Here is a 20266-nt window from a genome sequence, read left to right as displayed (position 1 = left end):
GTATGACATGGGTCGCCTTGCTGTTTCCTCAGACCGCATGGCGGTTCTCCTCCACGGTCGGGGCAACATCCTGCGGAAGACGTGAAGCGCGATGCATCTGGCGTGGTGCAAAGGACGTGATGCCGGGTGCGGACGACGCGGCGCATGCGCCATCTTGCGCTTGACGGATGACATCCCGCAGAAGACGCAACTGCGCCTGCCACTCCGCGCTGTCCACCGGGGCCGGTGTCCGGGCCGGAAGCCAGAAGCCCAGGTGATGCTCGTGCGGTGACAGGGGCAGGCTGCGTTCCAGCGTGGTCATGCCTTCACGGGCCAACCGTGCATCCCAGTCCCGGACAAAACAGATGCCCCTTGGGACAAACACCAGGTCTTGGCGGGTTCCGCCGGATTGCCCTTCATCGGGCAAATCCGGCGCGGACGCGCCCACCTGTTCTTTTCTAAGTTCTTGTTCTCTGTTCGGGGGGCGATCCTGTCCCCCTTTCCCGGACAGGTCGGTCCCGCTTTGCGGACAGGATTGTCCCCCTTTGGCGCGGCTAAGCGGGACAACCTTGTCCCCCTCTCGGCGGCGCTCGATAGCTCGTTTCATGGCCGCTTCGGTCGGGCGGTAGCGCGAGGATTTCCCCTTGTTGGTCCCGCGTTCCACGGTCATGTAACCCGCCGCCTCGACCTTGTTCAACGCCCGCTTGACCGACTTTGCATGCTTACCGATGGCCTCGCCTATGGTCTCAAAGGACGGGCGGCTTTCGCCGGTTTCATGGTCGGCATGGGCCAGCGCCAAGTAGAGCGCCACGCGCAGGGCGTTGTCATCCAGTTCGTGGTCGGTGACCATCTCCAGAAGGTATTGCAGCTTGATCTTGCAGAAGGGTAAATGCTCAGACATCTGCCCCTCCCGCGATTGCGATCATGGGCGCGATCTGGTATCCACATTGGGCAAGCTTTTCGATTTGGGCGTTGACGCTGGTGCCAGCCCAGTCAGCGGCCTTTCGATTTCTAGGCCTCCTAGCACGGTTCGCCAGAGACCCGAAAAGCCCAATCAAATCAAAGGGTGGGGTTTCCCGGTTCGCCAGAGCAAGCCTTTGATTTCCCTCACCCCGCACAGTCCTGCACGGCTCACCACTGTCACAAAAGACTGCGCATGGAACGCCTTGAAGTGAGGGCGATAACCCTTGCCGCACAGACAAGAGCGGCGGCTGATGTGCCGCCGCCCTCCGGTGTTTCAACCTCTAGCACTCAGACCCGGACGCAAACCTGCGCCAGTGGTCCTTTGAGAGCAGACCGTTGCCCGATCACTCGTCGTCCAGACGCTCGACCACGGTCGTTGCATAGGCGTCGACAAGGGCCGCGTAGAAATCGTCCTGCGACGGCTCGATCGTGACCCAACCTTCGGGGGCCGGGGCATCGCCCGACACGGCGCTCATCTGCAAGGCATAGCTGCCGATCTGTTCATCCGGATTCTCCAGCTTGTCGGCGCTGACCGACACGGCATCGTTGAGACCTTGATAGGTCGACACCGTGCCCTCGAGCTGGTTGAACTCGCCGGTATCCGGCAGCATCGTGTCGCCATCAATCGCCACCTTGTTGATCTCGACCTCGATCCGAGGCGCATCAGCGGCATCGTCCAGCGTCACTTTCGACGCAATCGCCGTGGCAAGATCGGCCTCAAGCGTCGGCCAGTATTGCAGCACGTTGTTGTCCGCATAGGCGCTCAGATCGACCGTGACGTCCACGCCAGACAGAGTTTTTTCCATCGCCACAACCGGGCCAACAGCGGCCAAGGTCAGTCCAGTGCAAAGTGCAGTGCTCAGAAGAAGTTTCATTTTAGAGCCTCCTGTAATAGTTCATATCTATTCCGCGTCGTGCGGTGACCCGAAGGGTCGGTGACACGCACGCCCATTCGGCGTGATGTGAACTAAGAACGCCCTCACCTCTGGTATGGTTCCCTGAAATCCCTAAATTCCATGCGGGGCCAACGCCGTCTGGCCCCCGGCCCGAACCCGGAACAACAATGACTTCAAGGCGTTATCCTTGCGGCGGGGGACGAAAACCAGAGCAGGAACACAGGGGCCAGAATGCCAAGGGATAAAGTGCCGGAGCATGAAACAGCGGTCGATCTGGTCGAAAAAGGCTGGGCCGCGCTCGACGGGGATCACACCAGCGTCGGCGATATCGTCGACACGCTCGGGCGGGCCAATTTTGCCCCGCTGCTGATCCTGCCCGCCTTGGCGCTGGTCTCGCCGCTCAGCGGTGTGCCCGGCTTTACCACCCTTTGTGGCCTGATCATCGCGGCGGTGTCGTTGCAGCAGATGACCCACCGCTCGTCGCTCTGGCTGCCTGAGTGGATGCGCGCGGCCCGCCTGCGCACGGACCGCGTGCGCAAGGTCTACAGATGGTTTCGCGTGCCCGCGCGATGGCTCGACCGCGTCACGCGACAGCGGCTGCACCTTCTGGTGACACGGCCGCTGGTGATCCTGCCACAGCTTTTCTGCCTGATCTGCGGGGCGGTGATGCCCTTTCTCGAACTGATCCCTTTTACCTCGTCAATATTGGGTGTGGTGATCACGGCGCTGGCTGTGGGCATGTTCGTCGGCGACGGTCTCTTGGTCCTGATCGGGCTGCTTCTCGCCACGGCCATGGCGAGCGGTGTCGCAACCCTGGTCGTGACGTAATCGCGCGTCCGGTCGCGCAGGTGCGCCCAAATGCAAAAGAGGCGCCCATCCCACGGATGCGCGCCCCAATTCCTGCCAATCTCATACCGAGGGTCCGGCCTCAAATCAGGCCGAAACCGCGTCAGATCAAACGGTCAACTCTGCGCATCCTGCGACGCGCCCGTTACCGCCTGACCTGCATCCTCGATGTCCCGACCGGCGCCTTCTACTGTCTCACAGGCTGCCAAAACGCCCATCAAGAGCAGGGAAACGAGGGAAAGTCTTGCACGTGTCATTGCGATCTCCGTTTGATGTCATGTGCAGAGACAACGCCGCTTGCCCCGCACGGTTCCCTCGGGGTGCGCAAAATTTCGACAAATTCAGCTTTCCTCCTCCTCCTCCTCCGGTACGGGCCATGTCATCGGAAAGACGACATGAAGCTCATAGCGGTCCGGCTGCGTGTTGATCTCCAGCGTGCCATTCAACTGCGAGACAAACGATTCGATCAGCTTTGATCCAAGCCCCGATCCCTCCATGGGCGCATCCCCTGCCTCTCCCTCAAGCGATCCCTCAGGCGCGCGCGAATTCACCACGCTCAGGCAAAACCTGTCCTCCGACACCGCTTTGAGCGCGATATTGATCCATGCATCGGCCCCACGGGTCATGCCGCAATATTTCACCGCATTGATCGCCGCCTCCGTGGTCAAGAGCGACAGGGGCACCGATTGATCGGGGCTGATTTCCACAGGCTCGAGCGCGGTCGTGACCGTGATCTGCCGCCCCGAATCGTCCAGCGTGCCGACAATCACCAGTTGCTGTATGATATCCTCAAGCAGCGTGTCGGCCCGCACCAGCGACAGCTTGCGCGCCAAATAGAGATAGCGGTGGATCGCCGACAGCGCCATCACCCGGTCCTGCACCCGCCGCAAGAGATGCTTGGCTTCCTGACTGCCGGTCGCGCGGATCTGCATGTTGAGCATGCTCGAGATGAGCTGAAGATTGTTCTTCACCCGGTGATGCACCTCGCGCAAGAGCACCGTCTTTTCGTGCAGATCCTCTTCCAGCCGCCGTTCCTGCTCTGAGAGCCGCCGGGTCATCGCGCGAAACGCCTCGGCCACCACCTCCAACTCCTCGGGCGCCTTGTCGAGCCGCGCGGTATCCAGATCCCCGCGCCCCGCCGCATAGAGCCGCATCCAGGATCGCAGGCGGCGCACATGCCGGACGACCAGATGATTGACCCCGACATAGGCCACCATGATCGTGATCACCCACATCGCCAGCGGCAGATAGAGCGCAAAGGTGCCCTCGTAACCCGGCAAGAACCCGCTCCTGTTGCGCGGCTCCCAACTGCCAAGGGCCAGAACCTTGTCGCTGACAATCGGCACCACTGCGAAATCGCGCGTCTTCCCCTCTTGATTCACATCCCGAAACGTCTGCCGCCCGACCTCGGCGAGGTCTCGCAGCCCATGCGACGCAGGCAGCACTGACCGCCGGAAATCCGAGAATTCCGCCGTCGCGACAATCTCGCCCTCGGATTGAAACAGCACCAGATCGACATCGGGGGCCACCTTGGACAATTGTTTGTTCAGCGCAGCGATCGGCACCGCAACCCAGACCGTGCCGCGCAACGCCCCGTCCGCAAACACCGGCACCGCAACGCTGACCGTGGCGATGCCACCGATGAATTCCAACGGATGCATCAGGATTTCGGTCTGCCTGCTCGTCAACTCCGTGCGAATGGAATCGAGATTGCTCAGATCCTGCCGCCCGCCGTTCGAGGCGCAAATGAGATCGAGATCGGCATCGACAAAACCCGCAAAGCTGTAGATCGGATTCTCTTCCACCACCCGCGCCATCACCGCATCGCAGGTGCCCTCTGCAAGATCAAAGACAGGAACCGTGATCGCCAGCGTCTCGGCCGTGCTCAGCGCCGATTGGATGATGTCGCGGCTCTCGGACACGGCCTGCTGGGTCTGCTCCAAGAGCGCGGTTCCCGACAGCGCCTGCCGTTCCTCCAGAACCTTGTGGGTCTGATACACCGACACGAACCCGAGCGGCAGAATGGCAAGGCTCAGCCCGATTCCCAATTGCAACGCAAGATTGGGTGTCCAGAGCCCGCGCAGCGCGGCCAGCCGCATTTTCATGCAACAGAGGCCCCGTTCACCACCGCCATCGTCGCGGCATCGGTCATTTCCAACTCGTCCTCGTCCTCCAGATGCATCAACTCCGCCAAGCGCTTGCGCGCCCGGTTGGTGCGGCTCTTGATCGTGCCCACCGCACAGCCACACATCTCGGCGGCATCCTCATAGGAGAATCCCTCTGCCCCCACGAGGATCAGCACTTCGCGCTGCTCATCGGTCAATTGCGCAAAGGCCGCGCGGAAATCCGTCATCGCCAAATGCCCGTCATGCGCCGGCTTTTCCGACAATTGCCCGGCCATCTTGCCATCGGGGTCCTCGACCTCGCGGCGGCGCTTGCGATAGAGCGAATAATAGGTGTTGCGCAGAATGGTGAACAACCACGCGCGCAGGTTGGTGCCGGGCTTGAACTTGTCAAAGTTCCCCCAGGCCTTGACCACCGCATCCTGCACCAGATCATCCGCCGTCGCAGAATTGCGCGTCAGGTTCAGGGCAAAGGCGCGCATCGCAGGCAAATGCCCGATCAATTCGTCGCGCGGGTCCATTTTCGGGCTCTGATGATCGGTCACGAATCGTCACCAGAGGGTTTTCGCTCCTCGTCACCCTGCTGGCGCAATTGCTCCAGCAGCTTGATAAAGCGGTCCGGCACCGGCTCCTTGGCCGTGTCCCCATAGGCACGCCGGAGATTTTCGTCGATTGCTTGCGTCAATTTCTTGGTCCTGCGATTCTTTTCCATTTCGCCTATTCATCTGCCATGAAGAGAGCGGCACTTTTTTGCACCTCGTCGGGAACATAACACGCATGACGGCGTTTGGTTCCCTGTTAGGATTCATTTTTGAGGACACACATGACGGACACATCGCGCCAGCCGGACCTGAGCACTCAGATCGCCGAACACCTCCCCTATCTGCGGCGGTATGCGCGCGCCCTGACCGGCAACCAGCAGACGGGCGATCACTATGCGCTCGCCACGCTCGAGGCCCTGCTCGAGGATCGGGATGTCTTCAACAGCGGCCTTGCGCCCAAGACCGCCCTCTTCCGCGCCTTTCATCAGATCTGGGTTTCCTCCGGTGCCCCCATCGCCGAGGCCGACAGCGCCTCCTCGCCCGAAGCGCGCGCGCAATGGCGGCTCTCGACCCTTACCCCGAACACCCGCGAGGCGCTCTTGCTGCACAGCATCGAGGGCTTTCGCGCGCAAGAGATTGCCAAGATCATCGGAGGCACAGCGGATGAGGCCAGTACGCTCTTGACCATTGCCCGCACCGAAATGACCAACGCAATCCAAGGTCGGATCATGATCATCGAGGATGAGGCGATCATCGCCATGGATATCCGCGCGATTGTCGAGGATATGGGCCACGAGATCACCGGCATCGCCCGGACCCGCGATGAGGCGATCAAACTCGCCCGCCGCACCCCGCCCGATATGATCCTGGCCGACATCCAACTGGCCGACAAATCCTCTGGCATCGACGCGGTCAATCACATCCTCAAAGAGCTGGGGGATCGGCCCATCGTCTTCATCACCGCCTTCCCCGAACGTCTCTTGACGGGCGAGCGGCCCGAACCGGCCTTTCTGATCACCAAGCCCTATACCGAGGAACAGGTGCAATCTGCCGTCAGTCAGGCGATGTTCTTTGCCAGCACCGAAACGCTTCAGGACTGATCTGGCCTGTAAGGATTGACCTGAAAAAGACCCCGCGCAACCCGCGCGGGGTCTTTTGCCATCTCTTTCCCTCAGGGCGCGCGACCACGCAGCGCGCGTGCAATCATCGCGATGACAAACAGCACGAGGAAAATCACGAACAGAATTTGCGCGATCCCCGCCGAAGCCGAGGCAACGCCGCCAAACCCCAAAACACCGGCGATCAGCGCGACCACCAAGAAAACAAGTGCCCAGTACAGCATCGAACTCTCCTTTCATTGCAACATGGTTCCGATTGCCAAACCAACGGTCAGAGGCCCTGTTTGGTTCCCGCCCCCCTCGATTTCCGCGAAAAACAAGTTTCTTTCAGGTTCTCTGGAACCGCGCGCCCGCCCGCGCGTTGAGGCATAGACATCAACACGAAAGGACGCCCAATGGCCCAAGCAAAATCCGCAGACACATCGCCGCAAGACGAGATGGATCACCTCTCACAGCAGATTGCGACGCTGCGCGAGGATATCTCTGCCATTTCCAAGACCCTCGCCGGGCTTGGCGGCGCGACCCGCGATGCGGCGGTCGATGGCGCACGCCGCAAAGTGTCGGACCTGGCCCATGCCAGCGAGCAACAGTTGCACGCCGCCCAGCACCGCGCCGAAGAATTGGGGCAACAGGCCGCAGATGCCGTGCGCAACCAGCCCGCAGCGGCGGTTGGTCTGGCCGTCGGTCTGGGCTTTCTGCTCGGGTTCATGACAGGCCGGAAATAACCGATGCGCGGTCTTGTCGCTCAGGTTCGCCGCCGTGCGCGAAATGCCGCGCGCGCGGCGGCCTTTACCGTAGCGGGCGTGGTCTTTGGGCTGGCGGGCCTTGGGTTTCTCACCGTGGCCCTCTGGATTCTGATCGCCACCTACGAGAGCGCGCTTGTCGCCTATGCCGTCATCGGCACGCTCTATCTGATCCTCGGGTTCTGCTTCATGGCCCTCGGCGCTCAGTCAACCGACGCCGAAGCCGCGCCAACAGAGCCTGCCCCCAAAGACCCGTTCTTGCAGGTCGCCGAGGCCTTTGCCGTGGGGTTGCAGGCCGGACGCGCCGCCCGCGCGCCCCGCTCCTGAGTGGGCGCGCGCAGAGGCCGCGGCGTCACCCCTCCTTGACCATCGGGCGCAAGACGCCGCGCACCATATCTTCGGTAAAGGGGCGCACAAGCATGGCCCAGCCCTGCTTGGCCACCTTGATCTCGTCCTCTTCGCCCATGGTCAGCACGATGCACGCGCCCCGCAGTCCGAGCGCGCTATCCAGCCCCGCCTCCATCACCTGATCATACCGCATCTCGAGGAACGCAGCCGAAACCCGCGCTTCCCCCTCGAGAACGCGAATCAACTCATCCGGGTGCGGCACGTTGATCACGCGACACGGCCCCGCCGCCTGTAGCGATCCACAGAGATCCTCTGCAATCAACAGGTTACTGTCCATAACAATATAGACCGGCGGCTCCGGCGGCGTCCTCTCATCGTAGGGCATCAGGGGCTCTTTCATAAGGTCAGGTCCAAACATCCCTCAATCTGGAACATATTGCGCCCTTCTGCATTAAACTATGACATCTCGACGGAGTTTTTTCCCATGGCCACAGATTGCCAGAATTGCCCCCTGCGCACCCGCCCGATCTTTGAACCGATGACCGCCACAGAGGTGGCCTTCATGCAAGGTTTCAAGACCGGCGAGCTCGAGGTCGAGGGCGGCACCACGCTGATGATGGAGGCTTCCAACAGCCCGCAACTCTACACCGCCCTCAGCGGCATGGGGCTGCGCTACAAGACGCTCCTCTCGGGCGAGCGACAGGTGATCAACTTTGTGGTGCCCGGCGATTTCATCGGACTGCAGGCCGGGGTGATGCAGGAAATGCAACATTCGGTCGAGGCCACAACCGACATGAAGCTCTGCGTCTTTGACCGCAAACGCCTCTGGGCGCTCTTTCGCGACCATCCCGACCGCGCCTACGACCTCACATGGCTTGCCGCAGTCGAAGAACATCTCTTGGGCGAGAGCCTGGCCATCCTCGGCCATATGAGCGGGCTGGAGCGCATCGCGCGCGCCTTTGTGCGGCTCTTTGACCGGGGCGCGGCGGTGGGCCTGACGCGCGGCGCGGAAATGCCGCTGCCCTACCGGCAACAGGATCTCGCCGACGCGCTCGGCCTCTCTGTGGTGCATGTCAACAAGATGCTCAAACGCCTGCGCCAAGAGCGCGCGGCGACATGGCAAAACGGCCGGTTGATCGTCCATGACCGCGACAAACTCTGCCGCATCGCCCAGCTCGAGACTGACCGGCAACCGATGACCCGCCCGCTGATCTGAGAAATGTTTTTTCAGCCCGGAACCAAACCCGCGCTGCGGCGTTAAGCCTTCATGTATAGATTTTCCGTCCACGGTGATCCGGGTCAACGCGTGGCGGTGATCGTGATCGCGCTCATTCTCAGCTTTGCGGCACTCAAGACCGGCGCGGATATCTTCGCGCCGATGACCTTGGCCATCGTGACCGGTGTCATGCTCGCCCCCATCACGGATTTCTTCGAGCGGATCGGCCTTTCTACAGGTCTTGCCGCCTCGACCGTGCTGATCCTTGGTGTCTCGGCCATCGCCACTCTGGCCATTCTCGCCGAACCCGTGATCTGGCAAATCGCCGAAGAACTGCCGCGCATCCAATACGAACTCCGCTCGATCATCGCGGAATTCAGCAACCTCGTGCGCGGCCTTCAGGAAATCAACCGCGAGGTGGAAGAGGCGCTCGGGGCCGTGCCCAGCCCCACCGACGACCAATCCGAAGGCGGCGGCATGCCCAGCATCACCAGCGCGCTCTTCATGGCCCCTCTGGTTCTGGCGCAGGCGCTCGTTTTCTGCGGCACGCTCTTCTTCTTTCTGCTCACCCGCAAAGGCATGTATGCGTGGCTCTCGCTCTGGATCGGCACCTCGGACGACACCGAAGAAATCCAGCGCCGCTTTACCAATGCCGAACGGCTGGTCGCCCGCTATTTTCTGGCGATTTCCACCATCAACGCCGGTCTTGGCGCGGCCTTGGGCGGGGCGCTCTTGCTGATCGACCTGCCCGGTCCTTTCGTCTGGGCCTTTGTCGCGGCCCTGCTCAATTTCGTGCTCTACGTGGGGCCGATGACGGTCGTGGCGGGGCTGCTCGTGGCGGGCATTGTCGCCTATAATGACCTGATGGTTCTGGCACCCCCGGCGATCTTTCTGTTTCTCAACATGCTCGAGGGACAGTTTGTCACCCCCGCCTTCGTTGGCCGCCACATCTCGGTCAACCCGCTCCTCATCTTCGTGTCGCTGGTCTTCTGGCTCTGGCTCTGGGGGCCCATTGGCGGCATCATCGCCATTCCGGTGCTGGTCATCGCCTTGGCCCTGCTCGACATCTTCGCGGTCGAGACCCCGGTGACAGAGACACCGGTAACAGAACCCGCAGTTTAAACCACCTCATCGGGCATTCCCGGCAGGGGCATCGCAATCGCTCGGGCGGCATCGGAATCGTAATCCACCAGAAATCCCTCCCGGTGCTGCGGCGGCAGGACACTGTTGCTCGCGACCATGCGCGCCCACGCATCAAAGCCTGTCTCGATGTCGAGAAACGACGCCCCCGCCCCCTCGGGCAACCAACAGCCCATCACCTTTGCCCGCAGATCGGCAACCTGATCCCTGCGCGTCACATGCAGCCCCGCTTCGGTATCCCACCTCATGCTCCGCCCATTCAGGTTGGCCGAGGACACGATTGCCTCTGCCTCGTCAAAGATCGAAACCTTGGAATGGACATAGACCATCGGCGCGCCCTCGAGCGCATCGCGCGCCGCACTGTCACTGGCGCGCGGCTGCACCGGCGACGCGATCACCAGCCGCTCAGGCCCGAACGCCGCCTTGAGATAGGCCAGCGCGCGCGCCTGCTGATGCTCGCCAAACCGCCCATCGAGGCCCGGATCACTGGAAAACGCCACCTCCTCCGGTGCGGCAGGAAGAACCAGAATCAGGCGCAGGTCCGGGCATTGGCGCGCCCTGCGTGCCAGCGCCCGTGCCAGCGGCACATGCCGAAAATACTGCGTTTCCAGATAGATCAGCCGCTCCGCCTTGGCGACGGCCCGCATATGCGCCGCCTCGATCTCGCGCAGCAGCGTGTGCGGCGACAACCGCATCGGCGCGCTCAACCGGCGGCGCGACAGCGTGCGCAGAAATCCCGGCACCTGCGCGGGCGGCGCGGATTTGCGCGCAACCGCCGCCAGAAATCCCTCAAGATGCGCCTGCGCGGCCTGCGCAACCGGCCCGGTCGCCATCACCTGCACATCATGCCAGGTCTGGTTCGGCTCTTGGCGATGTTGTCTGGTATCATAGCGCCGCTCGTTCAGATCGAGCCCGCCGATATAGACCTCGCGGCGGTCGAACACCGCCAGCTTCTGATGGTGGGTCGCCGGATGCAGGTCCATCAACCGCAGCGGAAAACACAGCTGATCCCGCGCATCCACCCGGCAGAGGCTGCGCAAGCGCGGCGTCTCGACGCGAAACCGCTCGCGCTCGTCCTTGCTCATATGGCACCAGCGATCCACCATCTCGCGGATTTTCATCCGCACCAACGGATAGAACAGCACGCGCGGCAAGACCCCGCTCTTGGCGTCATGCAGCGCCACGGTAAACGCAAGCTGCGCGTCAGGCCGCGCCATTTCCCGCACCGCCGCGATCTGACGCTGTGTTTGCCACGCCAGCCGATGCAGGTGCACCGCCGCGATCGGATCGAAATCCGACACCACAAGACGGATCGACACCCCGCGATCCAGCGTATGCACGAAAAGATCAAACCACGTCGCGCCAATCTTGCGCGCCTCGGCAGAGCGCAACCGCGTCCGCAGGTCGAACACCCGGAAACAAGCCGAAATCTCGGTCTGCGCCTGCAAAAAGGCGCGCTCCAGCGCCGGATAGGCCTCTTCCGCCGTAATCAGAACCGTGAGGTCCTCGATCGCGTCGGCCGATATGTCACCCTGCGTTGGCGTGATCTGGTTCATGGTCCTGCCGATCAGAGGTTGCCTCCAAGGCCGATATCCGGGGATGCCGGTCGTAAATGCCCCCGCCGGGACAGGCGGGGGCAAGCACCCAAGGGACACGGGACGGGTGCGGCAGAGCTTGCCTTGCATCGGGGGGATGACAGTCAGGCTCCGGAGGGTCAGCGTGTCACGCTGTCCACAGTGTCATAACGATCCAGCACTCAAATTGTTCCGCAAAAATTTGTCGTGGCATCCCAGGCCCACGAGCCTCACATTCACACCCGCCCAGAGCGCGGCCCAAACAGCAGCCACAGGATAAAGCCCAAGAGCGGCAGCAACAGGATCAACACGACCCAAAGCACCTTCTTGCCCGTGGTGGCCCCTGATCCCACAACCGATACGATGGCCCAGATATCGAGGATCAACAGAATGATCCCGCCAATGCCGGTGATCTCTAGCATGTTTCAAACTCCAATCTCAAACCGCGCGCCGCCTGTGACGCGGCAGATGTTACCCCCGCTTACACAGGGCCCGTTGCCGTAAAACGCGCGACGGCCGCCATTGTTCCCTTTGATTTTCAAGTAATTTTTTGACCCAATTATGAAACCTTCCGCGCCCTCGGTGGTTGTATGAACAGGGCGCTGCACCCCCGCAGCGTCACGTCAACGCAGGACTTAGGAGTTCACGCAATGAAACGTATTCTCGCAACCACCGCCATCGTCGCGCTGACCGCAATGCCGGTCTTCGCACAGTCCGAAACCACGGATCAGACCACCCCGAGCACGACCGAATCCTCGGATATGTCGGGCGATCACTCCGGGACCAAAGCCAATTCCGGCACGAGCGCAGGCGCCACCGTCGAGAGCGACAGCAGCGCCGACACGGACAGCGCCGCCGACACGGACAGCACCGTCGGCAGCGACACCACCGTCGACACCGACAGCGCCGCTGAAACCGGCGACATGCCGCAACTGACGGATACGGAACGCGCCGCCCTCACCGCCGAGGACCTTGAAGGCGTGGCGATCTACGATGCCACTGACGAGCATGTCGGCGAAATCTCGGAAATCGTCCTGACCGACGATGGTCAGGTCGAGCAGGTCATCGTCGACGTGGGTGGCTTTCTCGGACTGGGCGAAAAGCCGGTCGCAGTCTCGTTTGACGAGATCGACATCAGCCGCGATCAGGACGGCGCGACCGACACGCTCCAGGCCACGACCAGCCTGACAGTCGAAGAGTTCGAGGCCATGCAAGAGTGGCAGGGCTAATCCCCCACGCAGAACCGAACATGGGTCGGGCCGGGCATCAACGCCCGGCCCTTTTTGCATCCGCCGCAGCCTGCTCTCGCATCCCCGTCAGACAGGCGCGTTCCAGCTTTGCGGCTCATAGCCGATCACCACGCTCGCCAGCACCATATCGACCAACCGCTCCAGCAACGCTGCCTGCCGCGCCTCGGAATAGAGCGCGGTGCCGAACGAGGTCGAGAATGTCGCCCGGTTCGACACGTTGTAGAAACTGAAAGAGCTGGTCAGCCAATGCAGTTCCAGCGCATCCACCCCCGCGCGAAACAGCCCCACCGCCTTGCCGCGCGCACAGACATCCTCGAGCTTGTCGATGATCGAGCGGTTCAAACGCGGCACGATCTCGGATTTGCGCAGATACTCGGCGTTGTGGATATTCTCGATCATCACCAGCCGGATGAAATGCGGCGCGGTCACATGCGCCTCGAACGTGGCCTCGATCAGCCGCCGCAGCGCCGCCACCGGCTCTAATCCGGCCACATCGAGATCATCCTCGCGCGCGCGCAGCGTCGCATAGACCCCCTCCAGCACCGCCTGATAGAGGCCTTCCTTGTCCCCGAAGTAATAATAAATCATCCGCTTCGAGGTCGAGGTCTGGCGCGCAATCTCGTTGATATTGGCCCCCGACAGCCCATGCGCGGCAAACTCCTGCGTGGCGATATGCAGGATGTCCCGACGCACCGCCTCGGGGTCCTTTTTCCACGATGTCTTGCGCTTATGGCCTGCGTCGCCCTCGCTCGCGTCCATGCAACCGCCTCATTTCAAACCCTGATTCCCTCAGGGATAGCATGAATTTAACCCAGCGGTCCATTTATCTTGACAAATTAACCCCAAGGTACATAAAAGAGAGCAACTGACGGTGCGAGGAGCGAATCGTCAGCGATGAAATCCAGGGAGGACAGAGATGTCTCGTAAGCTGATTGGCGCCTTCGTTGCGCTTGGCCTCAGTGCCGCCGTTGCCACCGCGCAAGACTACCCCGCCAAGGAAATTCAGGGCATCATCCAGTGGGGGGCCGGTGGCTCGACCGACACGGTGATGCGCGCGGTCACACCCCATGCCGAAACCGTGCTGGGTGGCACCGTGGTCATGCAGAACATGACCGGCGCCGTGGGCGCGATTGCCCTCAACCATGTGGCAGGCTCGGATGCCGATGGCTACACGCTGCTGATGGGCGCGGAAAACCCGCTGCTCTACAAGGTGATGGGTCTGGGCGACAAGGATTACTCGGAATTTACCCCGATCAACATTCTGGCCCGTGGCACGCCCATTCTGGTCGCCCGCAACGATGCCCCGTTTGACGATTACGCCGGCATGATGGACTTCATCAAGGCCAATCCCGGCGAACTCCGCATCGGCTCGACCGGTCCGGGCGGTGTGCCTTCGGTCGTCACCGCGATGATGAACACCGAAGAGGGCACGCTCGACGTGACCGCCATCCCCTATGACGGCGACGGCCCCGCCCTCACCGCACTCCAGAGCGGCGCGATCGACGTGATGCCCGCCGTGCTCGGTGCCGCCATCGAATCGATCCGCGCCGGTGCCATGAAGCCGCTCGCGATCTTCGACACCGAGGCCAGCGCCAAACTGCCCGACGTGCCCACCGTCACCTCCTTCAACGACGGCTACAATGCTTATCTGCCCTGGGGTCCGTTCTTTGGCGTCTTCGTTCCCAAAGGCACCCCCGATGACGTGGTGGCCAAACTGACCGAGGCCTATGCCACAGGGGCCGAGAATGCCGATTTCCTCGCACTGATGGACGGTCGCGGCTTTACCATGATGTCGATCAGCGGCGACGCCGCCGCCGACTTCCTGACCACATGGCAGCAAAACACCGCGTGGCTCCTGCACGAAGCAGGTCTGACCAAGGCCTCGCCGGAAGAGTTCGGCATCGCCCGTCCCGGCCAATAAACCCTGACTTCGTGGCTGGCCGCTGGGCCAGCCACACCCCGGCACGCGCCCCGCGCCGCCGCGCATCTGCAAAACCCGCGTGACTTTTGACCGCGCATTTGCCCCAAATCAGACAGGTCGTGTTTCAGCGCATCGGCACTCCGCCGACGGCTTTGGGCTGGGCGGCACATGGCCTGCACGATCACAGCCACGCCGCGCCAAGGGAGGAGACCAAGATGGACCCCGAATTCAGAGGCGATCAGGACCACCACGACGGCACGTCCGACGCAACCCCAGGCGGATATCCCGCCGAACGCAGACCCGGCGAACTGGGCTTTGCCCTTTTCCTCAGCCTCGCCAGCGCGATCCTGCTCTACAACGCCCATGCGATTTCAGGGTTTGACGCCCTCTCGGCCCCCGGTTCGGTGCCCATGGCCACCACCGCCGTCATGCTCATCGCGGCCCTTGTCGTCGCATGGCGCACCGCACGCCTGCCAAAGGTCACGACCGAAACCCTGAGGCGCGACATCCTGCCGGTGACGGTCCTCGTCTTCGTAGGCTTCCTCGTGATCTTCGGCCTGGCTCTGAAACCCCTCGGATTCCTGCCCACCGCAGCCCTCTTTCTCATCGCCGCAATCCGGCTCTTGTCCGGTTGGGGCTGGCCCCGAACCATCCTTACAGCCCTCTTTGCCCTTGCCGTGATCTGGATCGTGTTCCGCGTGATCTTTACCGTGCTCCTGCCCTCCGGCGTGGTGCCCGAGGCGGAAGTCATCCAGTTCTTCCGCGCTCTGATGTCCGGGGGGGCCGCCTGATGGAGACGCTTCTCGCCCTGCTCACGGTCTTTACCCAACCTGACCTGCTGCTTCTGGTCGCCATCGGCACCTTTGCAGGCATCTATATCGGCGCCATTCCCGGCCTCTCTGTCACAATGGCCGTGTCGATCCTCATTTCCTTTACGTTTTCATGGGAGGTCTATCCGGCGATTTCCCTCATGGTCGGCATCTACATGGGCGGCGTCTATGGCGGCTCGCGCACCGCGATCCTGCTCAACATCCCCGGCGCGCCCTCGGCCATTGCCACAGCAATGGATGGCTACCCGATGGCGCAACGCGGCGAGGCGGGGCAAGCGATTGGCGTGACCACCGTCATGTCCTTTTTCGGCGGGCTGATCGGCATCCTCGTGCTGGCCCTCGCCGCCCCCTATGTCTCAGTCTTCGCGCTGAAATTCCAACCGCGCGACTATATGCTGCTCGCGGTTCTGGGCATCCTTCTGGTCGGCTCACTCTCGTCCGGCTCTCTGGTCAAGGGCATCTTTGCTGGGGCCTTGGGCCTTGCCATCGGCGCGGTCGGGCGTGATCCGCTCACCTTCACCGAACGGCTCACCTTCGATCTGCAACTGATGGAGGGCGGAATTTCCTTCATCGCGGTGATGATCGGCATGTTCGGCGTGTCCGAGGCGCTCTTGCAGCTTCAGAACGTCGACAAGACCGCCGTGCGCCAAAAGATCACCAAGATCGTGCCCTCCTTTGGCGTGATCCGCAAATACCTGCCGCTCTCGCTGCAAACCTCGACCATCGGCGTGATCATCGGCGCATTGCCCGGCACGGGGGGCGATATCGCGGCCCTCATGGCCTATGACCACGCCAAACGCGTGACCAAAAACCCCAAGGTGCCCTTTGGCAAGGGCGCGATGGAGGGGCTCGTCGCACCTGAGACTGCCAACAACGCCGCCGTGGGCGGGGCCTTCATCCCGATGATGACGCTGGGCATCCCCGGCGATGCCGTCACCGCCATCATGATCGGCGCGCTTTTCATCCATGGGCTCAACCCCGGCCCGATGCTGATGGTGGATCAACCCGATATGTTCTGGTTCATCGTCGGCGCGCTCTTCATGGCCAATATCTTCATGCTGATCTTTGGCCTCACCGGCATCCGCATCTTTACCAAGATCGTGGAAATGCCGCGCGCCGTCATCATCCCACTCATTCTCTTGCTGTCCATCGTCGGGGCCTATGCAGTCAACAATTCGATCTCGGATGTCTACTGGATGCTGGGCTTTGGCGTCTTTGGCTACTTCATGCGCCACTACGGCTATCCACTTGGCCCCGTCATCCTCGGGGTGATCCTGTCGCGCCTGCTCGATGACAACTGGCGCCGCGCCATCATCTCGGAACGCGAGGACTTGGGCCGCTTCTTCGAAGGCATCCTCACCAGCCCCCTCTCCTTCACCCTCTTCGCGGCGGTGATCCTGATCTTCGTCAGCCAGACACCGCTCTGGACCGCCCTGAAAACCCGCCTCTTCCGAAAGGCATCCCAATGACCGCGACCATCATACGCACTGTCAAACTCGGCCTCATCGGCGACAATATCACCCGCTCGAAATCCCCCCGGCTGCATGTCACGGCGGGGCAATTGACCGGCCTCACCGTCACCTACGACCGCCTGATCCCGCGTGACCTGCACCTCACTTTTGACGAGGTGTTCGATCAGGCGCAGGCAACCGGCTATCGCGGCCTCAACATCACCTATCCTTACAAGGAACTCGTGACCCGCCGCGTCACTGTCGCTGACCCGCTGGTGCGCGCCATCGGCGCGGTCAATACCGTGGTCTTTGACGCGGGCGGCCCGCAGGGCTTCAACACCGATTACACCGGCTTCATGCGCGCCTACCGCGCAGGTCTGGGCACCGCCAATCCCGGCACCGTCTGCCTCATTGGCACGGGCGGCGTGGGCAAGGCGGTGGCCTTTGGTCTCATCGGCCTCAACGCCACCGCCATCCGCTGCGTCGATCTGGATGCCACCAAGGCCGAGGCGCTGGCTTCTAGCCTCCGCGCCCTTGGCACCGCCACAAAAATCGAGGTCTCGACCGATCCCATCGCCGCCGCCAATGGGGCCGATGGCCTTATCAACTGCACGCCTCTCGGGATGGTCGGCATCGGTGGCACCCCCCTGCCCCCCACCGCCATGGCTGGGGCCAAATGGGCCTTTGACGCGGTCTATACCCCCGTCGACACCCCATTCCTGCACGATGCCACCGCCGCCGGGCTGCATATCATCTCGGGCTACGAGCTTTTCTTTGGTCAGGGCGTCGATGCCTGGGCGATCTTCACCGACACGCCGCTGGACGAGCCTGCCCTGCGCGCCGCCATCGAAGGGGATGCCCCATGAAAACCTCCATCGCCACCGTTTCCGTCTCCGGCAGCCTGCCCGAGAAACTCGAGGCCATCGCCACCGCAGGCTTTGACGGCATCGAAATCTTCGAGCAGGATTTCATCGCCCATGACGGCGCCCCCCGCGAGGTGGGCGACATGATCCGCGCCATGGGGCTTGAGATCACCCTGTTCCAACCCTTCCGAGATTTCGAAGGTCTGCCCGCCCCCCTGCGCGCCAAGGCGTTCGACCGGGCAGAGCGCAAATTCGACCTGATGCAGGAACTGGGCACCGATCTCATTCTGGTCTGCTCCTCCTGCCATCCGCAATCACTGGGCGGCATCGACCGCGCCGCCGAGGATTTTCACGAACTCGGCGAGCGCGCGGCAAAACGCGGCCTGCGCGTGGGCTTCGAGGCGCTCGCTTGGGGCCGCCATGTCAACGATCACCGCGACGCCTGGGAAATTGTGCGCCGCGCCGATCACGCCCATGTCGGCCTGATCCTAGACAGCTTTCACACCCTCGGGCGCGGCATCGACCCCGACACCATCCGCCGCATCCCCGGCGACAAGATATTCTTTGTCCAACTCGCCGACGCCCCCCGCATCGACATGGACCTGCTCTATTGGTCCCGCCATTTCCGCAACATGCCCGGCGAGGGCGATCTTGACGTGACCGGCTTCATGCAGGCCGTGGTCGCCACCGGCTACGCAGGCCCGATTTCGCTCGAAATCTTTAACGACCAGTTTCGCGGCGGCAGCACCCGCACCGTAGCCGAAGACGGCTATCGCTCGCTCACGGCCCTCCTTGACGATGTGCGCAGACGGGAACCCGACACCGCCCTAAACCTGCCCGCAATGCCCGCCCGTGCACAGGTCAGGGGCGTGTCCTTCGTCGAATTCGCCACGCGCGGGGATGAGGCGACAGTGCTCGAATCCCTCCTGCAAACCTTGGGCTTCACCCCTGCAGGCCGCCATATCTCGAAACAGCTCTCGCTCTGGACCCAAGGCGATATTCGCATCGTCGTGAACCGAGAGACCACCGGCTATGCCAGCAGCGCCTATACGATGCACGGCACCACGGTCTGCGACGTGGGCCTCAGCGTAAACGACGCCCCCGCCACCGTCACCCGCGCCACGGGCCTTGGCGCGCATCCCTTCTCACAGCCGCTTGGCCCCGGCGAACTGGACATTCCCGCCATCCGTGGCCTCAGCGGCAGCGTGCTGCATTTCATCGACGACAAAAGCGGTCTGAGCGATGTCTGGTCGGTTGAATTCACCCCCGACCAGCCCGCCCAAACCGGCGCGGGCCTCACCCGCATCGACCATCTGGCCCAAACCATGAGCTATGATCAGATGCTTTCGTGGTCGCTGTTTTACACCACGCTCTTTGACATGCGCAAATCCCCCATGGTCGATGTGGTCGATCCCGATGGCCTCGTCCGCTCTCAGGCGTTGGAAACCCCGGATGGTGCCTTCCGCATCACGCTCAACGGCGCGGAAACCCACCGCACCATGGCGGGCAATTTCCTCGCCGACAGCTTTGGCGCGTCGGTCCAGCATATCGCACTGGCCACAGACGATATCTTTGCCACCGCAAGCGCCCTCACCACACGCGGCTTTGAACCTCTGCCCATGTCGCCCAATTACTACGCCGATCTCGCCGCGCGTTTCGATCTCGCCCCCGACCTTCTGGCGCGGCTTGAGGCGGGCAATATCCTCTACGACGAGGACGCAACAGGCGCGTTCTATCAGCTTTATTCGCGCCCCTACGCAGGCGGCATGTTCTTTGAAATCGTAGAGCGCGCGGGCGGCTATCAGGGCTATGGCGCGCCCAACGCCCCCTTCCGCATCGCCGCCCAAAAACGCCTCATGCGCCACAAGGGGATACCGAAACGATGACTGACCGATACAGCACCGGCATGGCCGTGCGCCGCCGCGTTCTGGGCAACGCCCATGTTGACCGTGCCGAGGCCGCCAAGACCGAGTTCGACGCGGCCTTTCAGACCCTCATCACCGAATCCGCTTGGGGCACGGTCTGGGCCAGCGATGGCATCACCCTGCGCGAACGCTCGATGCTCACGCTGGCGCTGCTCGCCGCCACCGGCAATTTCGCGGAAATCCCGATGCACATCCGCGCCACCGCCAACACCGGCGCCACCCCCCGCGACGTGATCGAGGCGTTCCAGCATGTCGCGATCTACGCCGGGGTGCCCGCCGCCAATCACGCCATCAAACTGGCCAAAGACACCTATGCAGAGATGGAAAAGGACAGACCATGACCGCCACCGACCTCTTTCAGCGCGACCGCACATGGCACCCGCCCGCCCTCACGCCGGATTATAAAACCTCCGTCGCCAGGTCGCCCCGTTTCGCGCTGCTGTCCCTTCAGACCTCGGCCAGCGAACTGACCGGGCCCACGTTCGGGCACAATGACATCGCCCCGCTCGACAATGACCTGATCCGCAACTACGCCCAT

The 20266-nt window shown here is 62.5% G+C and carries 24 protein-coding genes and 1 pseudogene; 14 read left to right on the top strand and 11 right to left on the bottom strand.

Annotated elements, in window-relative coordinates:
* Window positions 1–28: 28 nt before the first annotated feature.
* Window positions 29–829, bottom strand: a complete 801-nt coding sequence (locus tag KBT70_RS02720) for a helix-turn-helix domain-containing protein (RefSeq protein WP_296628489.1) — start codon at window positions 827–829, stop codon at window positions 29–31.
* 457 nt (window positions 830–1286) lie between these two features.
* A complete protein-coding gene (locus tag KBT70_RS02715; RefSeq protein WP_296628487.1) occupies window positions 1287–1817 on the bottom strand; it encodes a hypothetical protein in 531 nt (176 codons plus the stop codon).
* Between the two features lie 252 nt (window positions 1818–2069).
* On the opposite strand from KBT70_RS02715, the gene KBT70_RS02710 reads away from it, so the two are divergent.
* On the top strand, window positions 2070–2666 hold the full coding sequence (locus KBT70_RS02710) for an exopolysaccharide biosynthesis protein (RefSeq protein WP_296628485.1): 597 nt from the start codon (window positions 2070–2072) through the stop codon (window positions 2664–2666).
* Between the two features lie 134 nt (window positions 2667–2800).
* On the opposite strand, the gene KBT70_RS02705 is transcribed toward KBT70_RS02710, so the two are convergent.
* From KBT70_RS02705 to KBT70_RS02690, 4 genes are all read right to left on the bottom strand, one after another.
* Window positions 2801–2941: an entericidin A/B family lipoprotein gene (locus KBT70_RS02705; RefSeq protein WP_296628484.1), complete on the bottom strand. Its 141-nt coding sequence runs from the start codon at window positions 2939–2941 to the stop codon at window positions 2801–2803.
* Window positions 2942–3025: 84 nt separating this feature from the next.
* Window positions 3026–4789 (bottom strand): sensor histidine kinase, encoded by a 1764-nt coding sequence (locus KBT70_RS02700; protein WP_296628481.1) that lies wholly within the window; start codon window positions 4787–4789, stop codon window positions 3026–3028.
* A complete protein-coding gene (locus KBT70_RS02695; protein ID WP_296628491.1) occupies window positions 4786–5328 on the bottom strand; it encodes an RNA polymerase sigma factor in 543 nt (180 codons plus the stop codon). Before KBT70_RS02695 ends, KBT70_RS02700 begins: the two co-directional genes overlap by 4 nt.
* A 20-nt stretch (window positions 5329–5348) precedes the next feature.
* Window positions 5349–5492 carry a NepR family anti-sigma factor gene (locus KBT70_RS02690; protein ID WP_363269961.1) on the bottom strand — a complete coding sequence of 48 codons (144 nt, stop codon included), beginning with the start codon at window positions 5490–5492 and terminating at the stop codon, window positions 5349–5351.
* Between the two features lie 138 nt (window positions 5493–5630).
* Here KBT70_RS02690 and KBT70_RS02685 point away from each other — a divergent pair, with 138 nt between their 5' ends.
* Window positions 5631–6449 (top strand): response regulator, encoded by an 819-nt coding sequence (locus KBT70_RS02685; protein ID WP_296628477.1) that lies wholly within the window; start codon window positions 5631–5633, stop codon window positions 6447–6449.
* A gap of 71 nt (window positions 6450–6520) precedes the next feature.
* Here the strand turns inward: KBT70_RS02685 and KBT70_RS02680 are convergent, their stop codons facing one another.
* On the bottom strand, window positions 6521–6691 hold the full coding sequence (locus KBT70_RS02680) for a DUF1328 domain-containing protein (protein ID WP_296628475.1): 171 nt from the start codon (window positions 6689–6691) through the stop codon (window positions 6521–6523).
* A gap of 171 nt (window positions 6692–6862) precedes the next feature.
* Between KBT70_RS02680 and KBT70_RS02675 the strand changes: the two genes are divergently transcribed.
* The gene (locus KBT70_RS02675) at window positions 6863–7192 is read left to right on the top strand and encodes a hypothetical protein (RefSeq protein WP_296628473.1); all 330 of its coding nucleotides are present in this window, start codon (window positions 6863–6865) and stop codon (window positions 7190–7192) included.
* Between the two features lie 3 nt (window positions 7193–7195).
* Entirely contained in the window at window positions 7196–7537 is a 342-nt protein-coding gene (locus KBT70_RS02670; RefSeq protein WP_296628471.1) for a phage holin family protein, read from the top strand.
* Between the two features lie 25 nt (window positions 7538–7562).
* Here KBT70_RS02670 and KBT70_RS02665 read toward each other — a convergent pair whose 3' ends face one another.
* Window positions 7563–7943 (bottom strand): hypothetical protein, encoded by a 381-nt coding sequence (locus tag KBT70_RS02665; RefSeq protein ID WP_296628469.1) that lies wholly within the window; start codon window positions 7941–7943, stop codon window positions 7563–7565.
* Between the two features lie 99 nt (window positions 7944–8042).
* On the opposite strand from KBT70_RS02665, the gene KBT70_RS02660 reads away from it, so the two are divergent.
* Together KBT70_RS02660 and KBT70_RS02655 are read left to right on the top strand one after the other, a co-directional pair.
* Window positions 8043–8774: a Crp/Fnr family transcriptional regulator gene (locus tag KBT70_RS02660; protein ID WP_296628465.1), complete on the top strand. Its 732-nt coding sequence runs from the start codon at window positions 8043–8045 to the stop codon at window positions 8772–8774.
* A gap of 51 nt (window positions 8775–8825) precedes the next feature.
* Window positions 8826–9896 carry an AI-2E family transporter gene (locus KBT70_RS02655; RefSeq protein ID WP_296628462.1) on the top strand — a complete coding sequence of 357 codons (1071 nt, stop codon included), beginning with the start codon at window positions 8826–8828 and terminating at the stop codon, window positions 9894–9896.
* Here KBT70_RS02655 and KBT70_RS02650 read toward each other — a convergent pair.
* Window positions 9893–11470 carry a phospholipase D-like domain-containing protein gene (locus KBT70_RS02650; protein WP_296628460.1) on the bottom strand — a complete coding sequence of 526 codons (1578 nt, stop codon included), beginning with the start codon at window positions 11468–11470 and terminating at the stop codon, window positions 9893–9895. The two genes, KBT70_RS02655 and KBT70_RS02650, sit on opposite strands and share 4 nt — an antisense overlap.
* A 254-nt stretch (window positions 11471–11724) precedes the next feature.
* The gene (locus tag KBT70_RS02645; protein ID WP_296628458.1) at window positions 11725–11910 is read right to left on the bottom strand and encodes a PLDc N-terminal domain-containing protein; all 186 of its coding nucleotides are present in this window, start codon (window positions 11908–11910) and stop codon (window positions 11725–11727) included.
* A gap of 228 nt (window positions 11911–12138) precedes the next feature.
* Between KBT70_RS02645 and KBT70_RS02640 the strand changes: the two genes are divergently transcribed.
* Complete coding sequence (locus KBT70_RS02640) at window positions 12139–12717, top strand: PRC-barrel domain-containing protein (RefSeq protein ID WP_296628455.1); 579 nt, start codon at window positions 12139–12141, stop codon at window positions 12715–12717.
* Between the two features lie 87 nt (window positions 12718–12804).
* On the opposite strand, the gene KBT70_RS02635 is transcribed toward KBT70_RS02640, so the two are convergent.
* Window positions 12805–13497, bottom strand: a complete 693-nt coding sequence (locus tag KBT70_RS02635) for a TetR family transcriptional regulator (RefSeq protein WP_296628453.1) — start codon at window positions 13495–13497, stop codon at window positions 12805–12807.
* Window positions 13498–13654: 157 nt separating this feature from the next.
* Here KBT70_RS02635 and KBT70_RS02630 point away from each other — a divergent pair, with 157 nt between their 5' ends.
* The 7 genes and pseudogenes from KBT70_RS02630 to KBT70_RS02600 form a co-directional block, all read left to right on the top strand.
* On the top strand, window positions 13655–14659 hold the full coding sequence (locus tag KBT70_RS02630; RefSeq protein ID WP_296628451.1) for a tripartite tricarboxylate transporter substrate binding protein: 1005 nt from the start codon (window positions 13655–13657) through the stop codon (window positions 14657–14659).
* Between the two features lie 215 nt (window positions 14660–14874).
* A complete protein-coding gene (locus KBT70_RS02625; RefSeq protein ID WP_296628449.1) occupies window positions 14875–15450 on the top strand; it encodes a tripartite tricarboxylate transporter TctB family protein in 576 nt (191 codons plus the stop codon).
* Window positions 15450–16958, top strand: coding sequence for a tripartite tricarboxylate transporter permease (locus KBT70_RS02620; protein WP_296628447.1), 1509 nt, complete (start codon window positions 15450–15452; stop codon window positions 16956–16958). Before KBT70_RS02625 ends, KBT70_RS02620 begins: the two co-directional genes overlap by 1 nt.
* Window positions 16955–17806 carry a shikimate dehydrogenase gene (locus tag KBT70_RS02615; protein WP_296628445.1) on the top strand — a complete coding sequence of 284 codons (852 nt, stop codon included), beginning with the start codon at window positions 16955–16957 and terminating at the stop codon, window positions 17804–17806. Before KBT70_RS02620 ends, KBT70_RS02615 begins: the two co-directional genes overlap by 4 nt.
* The gene (locus tag KBT70_RS02610; protein WP_296628443.1) at window positions 17803–19689 is read left to right on the top strand and encodes a sugar phosphate isomerase/epimerase and 4-hydroxyphenylpyruvate domain-containing protein; all 1887 of its coding nucleotides are present in this window, start codon (window positions 17803–17805) and stop codon (window positions 19687–19689) included. The genes KBT70_RS02615 and KBT70_RS02610 overlap by 4 nt, the downstream gene beginning before the upstream one ends.
* Window positions 19686–20069 carry a 4-carboxymuconolactone decarboxylase gene (pcaC, locus tag KBT70_RS02605; protein ID WP_296628441.1) on the top strand — a complete coding sequence of 128 codons (384 nt, stop codon included), beginning with the start codon at window positions 19686–19688 and terminating at the stop codon, window positions 20067–20069. The genes KBT70_RS02610 and pcaC overlap by 4 nt, the downstream gene beginning before the upstream one ends.
* Window positions 20066–20266, top strand: a pseudogene (locus KBT70_RS02600) (protocatechuate 3,4-dioxygenase subunit beta); the annotation flags it as partial. The gene pcaC and the pseudogene KBT70_RS02600, both read left to right, overlap by 4 nt.

The organism is Roseovarius sp. (assembly GCF_018066915.1).
Classification (GTDB): Bacteria; Pseudomonadota; Alphaproteobacteria; order Rhodobacterales; family Rhodobacteraceae; genus Roseovarius.
Note: the sequence above shows the minus strand (reverse complement) of the source record. Positions and strands in the feature narration are given on the sequence as shown.

What these genes read in the sequence shown, in the direction of transcription:
- KBT70_RS02720 (WP_296628489.1), bottom strand. Translation starts at nt 829, where the DNA reads ATGGTCACCGACCACGAACTGGATGACAACGCCCTGCGCGTGGCGCTC.
- KBT70_RS02715 (WP_296628487.1), bottom strand. Translation starts at nt 1,817, where the DNA reads ATGAAACTTCTTCTGAGCACTGCACTTTGCACTGGACTGACCTTGGCC.
- KBT70_RS02710 (WP_296628485.1), top strand. Translation starts at nt 2,070, where the DNA reads ATGCCAAGGGATAAAGTGCCGGAGCATGAAACAGCGGTCGATCTGGTC.
- KBT70_RS02705 (WP_296628484.1), bottom strand. Translation starts at nt 2,941, where the DNA reads ATGACACGTGCAAGACTTTCCCTCGTTTCCCTGCTCTTGATGGGCGTT.
- KBT70_RS02700 (WP_296628481.1), bottom strand. Translation starts at nt 4,789, where the DNA reads ATGAAAATGCGGCTGGCCGCGCTGCGCGGGCTCTGGACACCCAATCTT.
- KBT70_RS02695 (WP_296628491.1), bottom strand. Translation starts at nt 5,328, where the DNA reads ATGGACCCGCGCGACGAATTGATCGGGCATTTGCCTGCGATGCGCGCC.
- KBT70_RS02685 (WP_296628477.1), top strand. Translation starts at nt 5,631, where the DNA reads ATGACGGACACATCGCGCCAGCCGGACCTGAGCACTCAGATCGCCGAA.
- KBT70_RS02680 (WP_296628475.1), bottom strand. Translation starts at nt 6,691, where the DNA reads ATGCTGTACTGGGCACTTGTTTTCTTGGTGGTCGCGCTGATCGCCGGT.
- KBT70_RS02675 (WP_296628473.1), top strand. Translation starts at nt 6,863, where the DNA reads ATGGCCCAAGCAAAATCCGCAGACACATCGCCGCAAGACGAGATGGAT.
- KBT70_RS02670 (WP_296628471.1), top strand. Translation starts at nt 7,196, where the DNA reads ATGCGCGGTCTTGTCGCTCAGGTTCGCCGCCGTGCGCGAAATGCCGCG.
- KBT70_RS02665 (WP_296628469.1), bottom strand. Translation starts at nt 7,943, where the DNA reads ATGCCCTACGATGAGAGGACGCCGCCGGAGCCGCCGGTCTATATTGTT.
- KBT70_RS02660 (WP_296628465.1), top strand. Translation starts at nt 8,043, where the DNA reads ATGGCCACAGATTGCCAGAATTGCCCCCTGCGCACCCGCCCGATCTTT.
- KBT70_RS02655 (WP_296628462.1), top strand. Translation starts at nt 8,826, where the DNA reads ATGTATAGATTTTCCGTCCACGGTGATCCGGGTCAACGCGTGGCGGTG.
- KBT70_RS02650 (WP_296628460.1), bottom strand. Translation starts at nt 11,470, where the DNA reads ATGAACCAGATCACGCCAACGCAGGGTGACATATCGGCCGACGCGATC.
- KBT70_RS02645 (WP_296628458.1), bottom strand. Translation starts at nt 11,910, where the DNA reads ATGCTAGAGATCACCGGCATTGGCGGGATCATTCTGTTGATCCTCGAT.
- KBT70_RS02640 (WP_296628455.1), top strand. Translation starts at nt 12,139, where the DNA reads ATGAAACGTATTCTCGCAACCACCGCCATCGTCGCGCTGACCGCAATG.
- KBT70_RS02635 (WP_296628453.1), bottom strand. Translation starts at nt 13,497, where the DNA reads ATGGACGCGAGCGAGGGCGACGCAGGCCATAAGCGCAAGACATCGTGG.
- KBT70_RS02630 (WP_296628451.1), top strand. Translation starts at nt 13,655, where the DNA reads ATGTCTCGTAAGCTGATTGGCGCCTTCGTTGCGCTTGGCCTCAGTGCC.
- KBT70_RS02625 (WP_296628449.1), top strand. Translation starts at nt 14,875, where the DNA reads ATGGACCCCGAATTCAGAGGCGATCAGGACCACCACGACGGCACGTCC.
- KBT70_RS02620 (WP_296628447.1), top strand. Translation starts at nt 15,450, where the DNA reads ATGGAGACGCTTCTCGCCCTGCTCACGGTCTTTACCCAACCTGACCTG.
- KBT70_RS02615 (WP_296628445.1), top strand. Translation starts at nt 16,955, where the DNA reads ATGACCGCGACCATCATACGCACTGTCAAACTCGGCCTCATCGGCGAC.
- KBT70_RS02610 (WP_296628443.1), top strand. Translation starts at nt 17,803, where the DNA reads ATGAAAACCTCCATCGCCACCGTTTCCGTCTCCGGCAGCCTGCCCGAG.
- pcaC (WP_296628441.1), top strand. Translation starts at nt 19,686, where the DNA reads ATGACTGACCGATACAGCACCGGCATGGCCGTGCGCCGCCGCGTTCTG.